This is a genomic window from Paenibacillus cellulosilyticus (assembly GCF_003182255.1).
Classification (GTDB): Bacteria; Bacillota; Bacilli; order Paenibacillales; family Paenibacillaceae; genus Paenibacillus_T; species Paenibacillus_T cellulosilyticus.
Genome location: NZ_QGTQ01000034.1, coordinates 62999 through 72611 on the forward strand (window position 1 = coordinate 62999; position 9613 = coordinate 72611).

At 43.0% G+C, this 9613-nt stretch carries 10 protein-coding genes; 2 read left to right on the forward strand and 8 right to left on the reverse strand.

Going from position 1 to position 9613, the window contains the following annotated elements; genetic code table 11:
* The 4 genes from galU to DFQ01_RS26830 form a co-directional block, all read right to left on the reverse strand.
* Positions 1–903 carry a UTP--glucose-1-phosphate uridylyltransferase GalU gene (galU, locus tag DFQ01_RS26815; RefSeq protein WP_110047013.1) on the reverse strand — a complete coding sequence of 301 codons (903 nt, stop codon included), beginning with the start codon at positions 901–903 and terminating at the stop codon, positions 1–3.
* 243 nt (positions 904–1146) lie between these two features.
* Positions 1147–1836, reverse strand: a complete 690-nt coding sequence (locus DFQ01_RS26820; RefSeq protein ID WP_110047014.1) for a CpsD/CapB family tyrosine-protein kinase — start codon at positions 1834–1836, stop codon at positions 1147–1149.
* A complete protein-coding gene (locus DFQ01_RS26825) occupies positions 1817–2566 on the reverse strand; it encodes a YveK family protein (RefSeq protein ID WP_110047015.1) in 750 nt (249 codons plus the stop codon). The genes DFQ01_RS26820 and DFQ01_RS26825 overlap by 20 nt, the downstream gene beginning before the upstream one ends.
* A 34-nt stretch (positions 2567–2600) precedes the next feature.
* Entirely contained in the window at positions 2601–3359 is a 759-nt protein-coding gene (locus DFQ01_RS26830; RefSeq protein ID WP_110047016.1) for a tyrosine-protein phosphatase, read from the reverse strand.
* A gap of 267 nt (positions 3360–3626) precedes the next feature.
* Here DFQ01_RS26830 and DFQ01_RS26835 point away from each other — a divergent pair, with 267 nt between their 5' ends.
* Together DFQ01_RS26835 and DFQ01_RS26840 are read left to right on the forward strand one after the other, a co-directional pair.
* Positions 3627–4004, forward strand: a complete 378-nt coding sequence (locus DFQ01_RS26835; protein WP_110047017.1) for a helix-turn-helix domain-containing protein — start codon at positions 3627–3629, stop codon at positions 4002–4004.
* A gap of 329 nt (positions 4005–4333) precedes the next feature.
* Positions 4334–5290, forward strand: coding sequence for an IS30 family transposase (locus DFQ01_RS26840; RefSeq protein WP_110047018.1), 957 nt, complete (start codon positions 4334–4336; stop codon positions 5288–5290).
* Between the two features lie 148 nt (positions 5291–5438).
* Here the strand turns inward: DFQ01_RS26840 and DFQ01_RS26845 are convergent, their stop codons facing one another.
* From DFQ01_RS26845 to DFQ01_RS26855, 4 genes are all read right to left on the reverse strand, one after another.
* Positions 5439–7202 (reverse strand): hypothetical protein, encoded by a 1764-nt coding sequence (locus tag DFQ01_RS26845; protein WP_110047019.1) that lies wholly within the window; start codon positions 7200–7202, stop codon positions 5439–5441.
* Positions 7203–8221: 1019 nt separating this feature from the next.
* Complete coding sequence (locus DFQ01_RS31985; RefSeq protein WP_281272045.1) at positions 8222–8344, reverse strand: hypothetical protein; 123 nt, start codon at positions 8342–8344, stop codon at positions 8222–8224.
* A gap of 251 nt (positions 8345–8595) precedes the next feature.
* Positions 8596–8898: a thioredoxin family protein gene (locus tag DFQ01_RS26850; RefSeq protein ID WP_110047020.1), complete on the reverse strand. Its 303-nt coding sequence runs from the start codon at positions 8896–8898 to the stop codon at positions 8596–8598.
* Positions 8899–9115: 217 nt separating this feature from the next.
* Positions 9116–9613 (reverse strand): transposase (locus DFQ01_RS26855; protein WP_181394753.1); only part of this gene is annotated, 498 nt, incomplete at its 5' end.

The following is a 9613-nucleotide window of genomic DNA, read 5'->3' on the forward strand; positions in this document are numbered from 1 at the left end:
TTAATCCCTCCGTAACGGAATAACATCCGTATGCAATTGGTTTTTGACGATTTCTTCAAGTGAGCGAAGCAGTGGATGACACAATTCCTTATTCCGCAGGGCAAATTCAATCGTGGTCAAAATAAAACCAAGCTTTTCTCCGACATCATAACGAGTTCCATCAAAATCGTACGCATATACGCCTTCAGCCTCATTCAGCTTCTGGATCGCATCCGTCAGCTGAATCTCACCACCTGCCCCAGTTTCATGTAGATCTAGGTATTCGAAAATCTTCGGACTTAATACATAGCGTCCCATGATTGCAAGATTGGATGGCGCGCTACCAAGTGGCGGCTTCTCAACGAAACGATTAACCTGTACAAGCTTGCCGTCACTGTCCAGTGGATCAACAATTCCATAACGATCTGTCTGTTCAATAGAAACGGTCTGTACTCCAATGACTGAGCGTTCTGTACGCTCATATTGCTCGATCAACTGCTTTGTACATGGCACCTCTGCGACGACAATGTCATCCCCCAATAGCACAGCGAACGGCTCATCCCCAATGAAATTGCGAGCGCACCATACAGCATGACCTAGCCCTTTAGCTTCTTTCTGTCGTATGTAATGGATCTCGACGTTCGAAGACTTACGTACTTCTTCTAGTAGATCCAGCTTTCCCTTGTCCATAAGGTTGTGTTCCAGCTCAAACGCCGTATCGAAGTGATCTTCAATCGCTCGTTTCCCTTTGCCCGTTACAATAATAATGTCTTCAATTCCGGACGCAATCGCTTCTTCCACAATGTACTGAATTGTAGGTTTGTCTACGATCGGGAGCATTTCCTTCGGCATTGCCTTCGTGGCCGGCAAGAAACGTGTGCCTAATCCTGCTGCTGGGATGATCGCTTTACGAACTTTTTTCATGGCCCTCACCCTATCCTTCTCTCTGTTTCATGTATAAAAACACGAGTTATACCACTTTCAATGAAAGCGGTATAACTCGCGTTTCTATGCTTCTTGCTATCGTTATTCGGGCATCGAACCCGACCTCACATCACACCCTCGACGATGTACGTCTAAGGTCAATTGACCCACAGCGTGACCGAGTGTCTACAGTGATAAAGGTTCAGTAGACATTACCTAAGCATATTACTCACTTACCTAGTTCTATTCATTACTGCCGTAGTAATAATAGGTATGTCCGTTTGACTTACTCCTGGTGTTGTTGTTGAGCACTACACCAAGAATCTTGGCTTGTACATGCTCTAGGCTCGCTTTAGTCTTTTGAACAAGACTTTTCTTCATTTTCCCTGCCAGAATTACCAGAACTACGCCATCACAGTATGAAGAGATCACCAAACTATCTGTTACAGCTAGGACCGGAGGCGTATCAAACAGAATAACGTCGAAAGTCTCCTTCAACTCTTCTAGTAAATACTGCATACGATTCGATCCAAGAATCTCGGATGGGTTCGGTGGGATTGGACCCGACGTCATTACTGACAAGTTATCTACCGTTGTATCTCGAATGACTTCAGGCAGAAGCTGCTGATTGAATAGGACACTCGTTAGTCCAATTCGGTTCGAAAGCTGGAACAGATGATGCAGCGAAGGCTTGCGCAAATCGCCATCAATTAGAAGCACCTTCTTGCCTTCTTGAGCATAAGTTACCGCCAAATTCGTAATCGTTGTTGTCTTCCCTTCACCTGACTTAGCCGATGCCACCATGAGCACCTTAATATGCTGATCAACTGACGCGTATTGAATATTCGTTCGGAGGGATCGATACGATTCAGAAATTGGAGACTTAGGATTTAATACAGTCACAAGATTATTCTCACTGTTTTGCTGCCGCATACGCGCCTTCACCTGCCTTCTGTTGTACACCGCGTGATTTGCGGGTCTTCAATTCCGATCTACTAATCCTTGAGATATAGGAGAGCATTGGTAGATCAAGCACAGAGTTTACGTCCTCTTCGCTCTTGATCGTGTCATCCAAATAGTCAAGTAAGAACACAAGGCCAACCGCGAGCATCAGTGATACGATGAAAGCTAATAACACCGAAACAATGGGACTGCTATTAATCGGAGAGGCAATCGCGTTAGAATCCGCCTCAGACAGGATCGTAACGTTATCAACCTTCATGATTTTCGGTATCTCTTCCTTAAACACTTTTGATACCGCATTGACTATCTCTGCAGCGTGTTTATAAGTAGTATCTACAGCCGATATATTCATGACCTGCGAATCATTAGCGGAGCTTATTACAAGCTTCGAGGCAATGTTGGCAGGCGTTTCGTTCAACTCTGGAAACTCAGTCACTACCTTGTTCAAGATCGCAGAAGAATAAATAATTTCCTTATACGAGCTAATAAGTAGAAGATTGGTTTGCACATTGGACCAATCCATTATTTCAGTTCCATTAACCTTGAAGGACTGACTTACAATTAGCTTTGCTGTCGATTGGTAGACATCCTGAGTAAACATAAACCCCTTTACTCCCACCAACGCACTAACAATCACAACAATCGAAGAAATAAGCAGTAGTCTCTTCCGAATAACTCGCATGTACTGTTTCAATTCCACTTTATTGACCTCCTAAATAGGCAATGATCATGATTTACCAGAACAAGAGATGCCGCTTTGCCTTAATAGGCTCTTCAATGACGATCTCTTCATTGGTCAGCAGCCGTCGGCTGTTCTCCTTGAGACGATTCATCCCTCCTCTGCCGATAACACGTTCGGTAAGGCGATACGCTTCTCGAAGAGCAAACGCCCGAGTATGGCAATTGTGGGCATCAGATGATACGAAATGTATCATTTTACGTTTGAGTAATTGCACCGATAGCTTTTGGATCCTCCGACTGAATTGCCCTGTGAGGGAATGAGCAGTTAATTGGCATAGTGCCCCCTGGCCTATCCATTCTTCAATAAGATCTGGAGTCTCAACAACTGCTTTATTTCGCTCGGGATGTGCGATAACGGGGACCAAGCCGCGGATTGTTAGCTCAAAGAGTAGATCCATAAAATAATCCGGTACATGATTATGCGGCAGCTCAAGTAATATATATTTACTGTTAGCTAATGTGAGCAGTTTGTTGTGTTCCCACTCATTAATCAACTCAGTGTTCACACGTATCTCTTGACCCGCATGTATCTCCACCTGCACACCATGCTTACCAATGAACTCATTCAACTCCTCCACATGCTGGAGAACAATTTCTCGTGGCGCTTCAAAAACTTCATTGCCGTGATGCGGTGTCGCCACAATGTGTTGAATACCCTGTTCACTTGCTTGAAGTGCCATCTCGAGCGCCTCTTCCTTACTCCTGGCCCCATCATCTAGACCAGGTAAAATGTGTGTATGCATTTCGATCATATGCGTCACCTGACTGTATTCTTTTTGTGTTACTTATGTGTAACTAAATGATCAAAAATGTTTAAACGGCCGACTTTTTGTCTAAAATAGTAAGGTCTTTGTCGATACATTTCGTATCTTCTATACACCTAACTCTACGATACGAAATGTAACATGTCAAGCGTTTTTCATATGTGTTTTCAAAAAAGTTGCGACGTTTTGTTGCAAGCGCTGTATTTATTTCTAATCCGTATTAATATGAAATTATTGAGTGATAGGAGGGAAAGGATGGACATCGGAACGCGCATCGCACAACTGCGTGAGCAGCGTGGCTGGACGCAAGAACAGACCTCTCATTTATTAGGAATCTCGCGGGCTGCATTGTCACATTATGAGAAAAACCGCCGTGAACCTGATACGGAGACGCTCACGAAGTTCGCCGATCTGTTCAAAGTATCGATCGATTATCTTGTCGGTCGTACGAATCGCCAGGAAGTAGTTCTTGATTCGGATGTTCGGGACTTTGTTCAAGACGCCGATCAAGTTGAACTTTCTGAAGATGATATATTAGAGAAATTCGCACTTAGCCTTGACGGTATGAAGCTATCGCAAGAAGAAGCAAAACGTTTCATTGCATTCATTCGAGCCGAGCGCTCCTTACGCTAAGTTTGCATCACTTAATTTTTCGAACAATAGATCGTACTGCACCGACAGCCTATCGTCCGCCAACGATAGGCCTTTTTCATTCATGTTCATTAGAGGCGCTTATTACCGACTTACATTCGGATTGGACTCCAACAACCTGATTTCTGCTTCAATAATAGCCTGTTCAGAGTTTTCTCTTGCTGTTCATTCCCCGTATATTCTTGCAATAGTTCGATTAACACAAGACGGATTGTAATATGAAGTGCGACAGCTAAAAACAAAGTAGCCCATGAATGGATTCGTGTAAAATGGAAGTCACCACAACACCATTTTTCACAGGAGAACCCAACATGAGCTACTCCCATCTTAGCATAATCGAACGCGGACAACTAGAGACATTGAATGAGCTTGGTTGGACGACGAGAGAGATAGGTCTAAAGCTGAAACGCCATCATTCTACAATAGCCCGAGAACTTCAGCGAGGACAGTCAAACGATCACTACGAAGCTGAAGTTGCTCATGAAGCGTACGAGCAACGCAGAGCTTCGTGTGTACCGACAGGCAAGTTTACACCTGAGCTTGCTGAAGAAGTGCAGGAGAAGCTTAAACTAACCTGGTCACCAGAGCAGATCGCGGAGAAACGACGTATCGAAGATCAGACATTCGTCTGCTTTAAAACGATCTACCGCTGGCTCTATGATGGTAAGTTGACGGTGTCCGAGACACAGGTACTTCGTCACAGAGGGAAGCGAAGAAAGCCCATGGAAACACGGGGACGCTTCCTTGTGGGCAAGTCGATCCGCCAGCGCCCTAAGGAAGTCCGTAATCGTACAACCTTTGGCCATTGGGAGCTTGATACTGTCGTGTCCAGCAGAGGACGGAGCAAGGCTTGTGCAGCCACCTTTGTCGAACGTAAAACACGGTTCTATACTGCTATAAAGATGCCAGACCGAACAGCATACTCAATGGAAATCGCTTTTGGAGTAGCAGCGAGTCAGCACCCGCAAGGAAGCTTCCAGACTGCGACAACGGATCGTGGTAAGGAGTTCGCCTGCTATATGGCATTAGAGAACATCCATGACATTCGAGTGTATTTCGCAGATCCGTATTCATCATGGCAGCGTGGCTCTAACGAGAATGCCAACGGTCTACTTCGGGAGTTCTTCCCTAAAGGGCACGATTTCGCTACGGTCACAGATGAGGAGTTAGCCGAGGCTGTTCGTCTCATCAACCACCGCCCCCGTAAATGTCTGAACTGGAAATCAGCTTACGAAGCCTTCATGGATGAACTGTCGCACTTGGCTTGACAATCCGTCACAAAAAAAACCGTGAGAGGTCACTTTTTCAAAATGTCCGTCTTACGGTTGTAGTTCAGAAACGCCAAGTGGTATTTTTTTAGCTAAATAATTCTATCTGTTTAACAATGAAGATAATATTATTTTTTCTTTTTAGTTCTTATGATAAATTCACGGTTTTCCAAGTTGATCCGTTGTATACTTTCAATTGTTTAGTCACTGTATCCCAATAAATATCCCCTTCTATTGGTACACGTGGCGGTGAGCTCTTACCAATGTTGAGTGTCATATCTGTATCCTGTTTGCCTATAAAGAATTGTCGGGATTGTGTACCATTTCCGCCAATATAAACACTAGACCTATACGATGTCCCAGCCTCGTCTTTTGTTCTAATAACGTAAGGTTCTGACAGGGCACTGCTGAACAAATCGATAATCATCTGCTCATTTGCACTTCTTGATCGGTAGTATATGGACTTAGTAGATAAAGCCTTCAGACTATGAGGAATTAATAATTCACTGGTTCCATCTGACAAGATATTTAGGGCAATCATTATTGCTGTGATTCTGTCGTTCAAGAGTGCCTTAATCTGCAATGGTGTGTCTAAAGTGGATGCCGTAACATCAATTTTTAGCGGCTCTGATACACTTCGGTTTTTTATATCATTTGCTCTAACCGTTTTTGCAGTAAATTGGGACTCACCTAATTGAAGATCGTTATAAAATTCAATAGACTCATTGCCAGCCATGCTTTGTGGGCGAGATTGAGTGACCACATCATTATCGTAAAAACGAACTTTACTAGTTGAATCACGATAGAAGGGTTCGGAACAGTCGCCAATTTCATTATTAGCAAAACGTACTTTAGATCCGTTCGTAGCGTAGATAATGTAGTTACTAGTACCGTTCGTCCAATCATAAAATCCTCCAGCCTTGCAGTTGCCTCCCATTTTAAGTTTAGAGCTATCCACCGAGAACATCTTCTTACCAGAAGATGTAAACGTGCTGTTATTGATTGAAAACTCAGAACCATTATTAAGTTTAAGAAGGGATGTATTTTTATGAATTTCCGGATCCGGATACTCAGATGTTCCGAAGAGATTCGTAATAATCTTTTTTAAAGCGTACCCTGGAGTACCGATCGACCCTTCTGCAACCAATCCGTGCACCATCAAATGCGATGCACGGATACGATCTGCACCGTCCAAGCGAATGTTGCTCCCTAATGGAAAAATAGAATAGCTGCCAATAATATTTATCTCATTAGAGCGGTCACCTTGTAGAGTGGATGGAGAGTCAATCACAATGTCTTCAAGATCTGTCACAGCATCCTGATAACCGTTATACCTGGTGAAGAGATGGATGAGATCCCCCTCACGACATTTTGACATTTTAATTCCGTGCCCTTTAAACCCCTCTATATGCACCTCCTGAATTATAAACTGATCTACATGTTCCATGTAAATGCCACTTGCAGCTTGTTGCCGTCGATTTCCCTTCAGATAGAATTTCTCAAGAACAACTCCAAATAATTGATTTTCTGAATTAATCGCAGACTGAGATGTTCGCTTAATGTTAAAAGCGAAGTCCCCTTCGCCAACATAATTGATCGAGGTAGATATCCCTTGTCCTTTAATACGGATAATCTTATCAATAATAATTGATCGCGAAATCCTATACTCCACAAGTGGATCAGGCAAATTCAATGTTCCCCAGTTGGCCATATTCGCAATTGTTTGCTCGAATACATCTGTATCATCGGTGATCCCGTCACCTGCTGCCCCTTCCAATTGCACATTATTCCCTTGGGCTGAGAACTCGGCATCCCACGCGCTTAGATGCACGTTCTTCTCTTCATGACGTAATGGATCCTCTCTATCGTTCTGATCATGTAAATTCATGTTTTTGGTTTTTTTTCTGCCCACTGCCTTCCACTCCCTTTATCTGGGTCTCTAATTTATCCCGGTCACTTAACATCTCAACCTGATCAAACGTCAAAATGACCGCCTTGATCACCGGATCAGGGCAGCCGTGTGGATTAATTCATACACTAAGAAAGTCGGTAGATTACGATTAGTGTATTTCAACACCTTTCATAACTCCAGAACAACCCACTTTCTTAGGATGCTAAATACAACGATCAGGAAATTCTAGAGCCCTTCTTCAATCGAGCACTAGAGAAATTTTTTTCAATAACCGTCGGAACCGTTTTATTTTATTATTTAAACTAGGAAGAAAACGCATACGACTTGTTATTGCAGATCGCCGCCAGTTAAATAGTTCTGTCTGCCTGGTGTATTATATTTCGTGCCATCTCGAATTGCTCTAAACAAACGTCTACATAAGCTTCTACAATCGGGACACTTCTAGACTGAAACCCGTATGCTGGATACTTTGAAAAAAGACTTCTTACAAGAGCCCTGCAAAACATCACTTTTATCATAGCTAGGGCTGTTAACCGGAAACATTATCTATTACATTATAATATTTACAGTAGGTCTTCTCGACGAGCTGATGAATTAATCCAAAGTCCACGGTTACAACATTCCCAAATATTCCTTTAAAACTATATCATCCTTTTTTCTGGTACAAAACAAACCCAGTACCGGCACGGTACTGGGTCGTCTATTACAGATACTGTATTCGTTTTGCATGCTCTCTTTCCATAGCTTTACTCGTTACCTTGACTTCACAGAACTCCTTAACGCCGCTCAGTCACACTCTCAAGCATACTACGCAGTTCCTCTGGTAGGCGTGTCGGTTCGATACCAAGCTGATCCAGAAGGGCTCTAACATCCAGTTGCACTCGGTCAGACGCTGGGCTTTCTTCTCTTGGGGAATGGTTTGGGTTCATCTCTCCGACTCCTACTCTCTATATTCTCTGTAAATCTAACGTTCTATGTTGTATGATATATGTATGTATAGAATTTATAGTTATTATTTCCTATGTACGAGAATTTTTCCACTTCTCAGGGTCAATTCCTAACTGCTCCATAATGACTCGGATATCGATCGGCTTCCGATCCTCTTGCTTCTTTTTATGTACTCTTTCAAGCATTAACAGCACAACGCCTCGCTCCTTTGCTAGCCAAAACCCTCTTTTTTAAAATACGATAGTCCTATTATATAGGGCGCAAAGTACAAATACTGTCGAAGCTTTGCCTCATGTAATCGCTTTCCATAACTTATTTTGTCGAATGGTTAGACTTTAACAAATTTTTATAATTTATTCCAGTATAACCACGATAAAGGGGACCGACCGTCTTCTTCTCTAACGGCCGTCCCTATTATTTATTAATACCTGACTCATTGGGCCACTTATGCGTATAAATGCTGGCTCCTAATCATCTCCGCACTCCTAACCCCTATGAACCCGCTAGAGAGCTTCCCTGCCTTATATACGAACGTTACAGGGACTTCTACTATTCTCAGTTCCTGGGCTACCTCAGGCAGGAGATCCACATTCACCTTGTAAATTGGGAAGCCAGTGTCTTCCGATAATTCTTGCAATACACAATCTAGCTCATTACATACGAAAGAGTTAGAATCACCAAACTCTACGAGAGCAGAGCCAGAAGTAACCTCCTTAAAATGATGCAGCGATTCAATTGTTCGAATCATATTTGAGCAGCCTCCCCAGTAAGTAATAGACAAAAGATACTATATGTAACAATTATACACATAATGATACAGACTGTAACTACCTATATAAAAATTTTCCCTTCCTTATTATATAGTTAACAAACGCATGACAAAGAGGCTGTCCCAAAAGTAGGTCAGCTCACTTATAATTCAGCCCAATTTATTGAAAAACGTAAGAAAAGACGGTTCAGGGTGGTCATTCCTGAACCGTCTTTTCTCTTTTTCTATCGGCTGCCACCTTCTTGAGCAGATTATGGGCAAGCGAAAGCCACCCGACCTCAAGGCTTACTTTTTGCAAGCCTCGAAGCAGAAACCGCCGGAATCCCCGGTTATTTTTTATTTGCCCGAAAACACTCTCTGGCTCGATCATTCGCCTGACCGATAGCGCGTAGCCTTCCTCGCTTCGAAGCTTTTCCCGTACCTGCTCTTTGTAGCGCAGGTATTGGAAGCTAACGCTAATTTCTCGATTTCCTTGAGCTTTCGTGCAATTCGCCTTGAGTGGACATCCTTCACAGCTTTCACTTCGATAGTGACGCCTTCTGATTTCATATCCACTTTCTGTCTTTTCTTTGCTTTCGTAGCGATACAACAATTGACGCCCAGCCGCACATGTCCATGTATCTTGAATTTCATCGTACTGCCAATTGTCTAACTTGCTAATGTCATTCTGCCAGCTTTTTGATTTTTCCTTGTG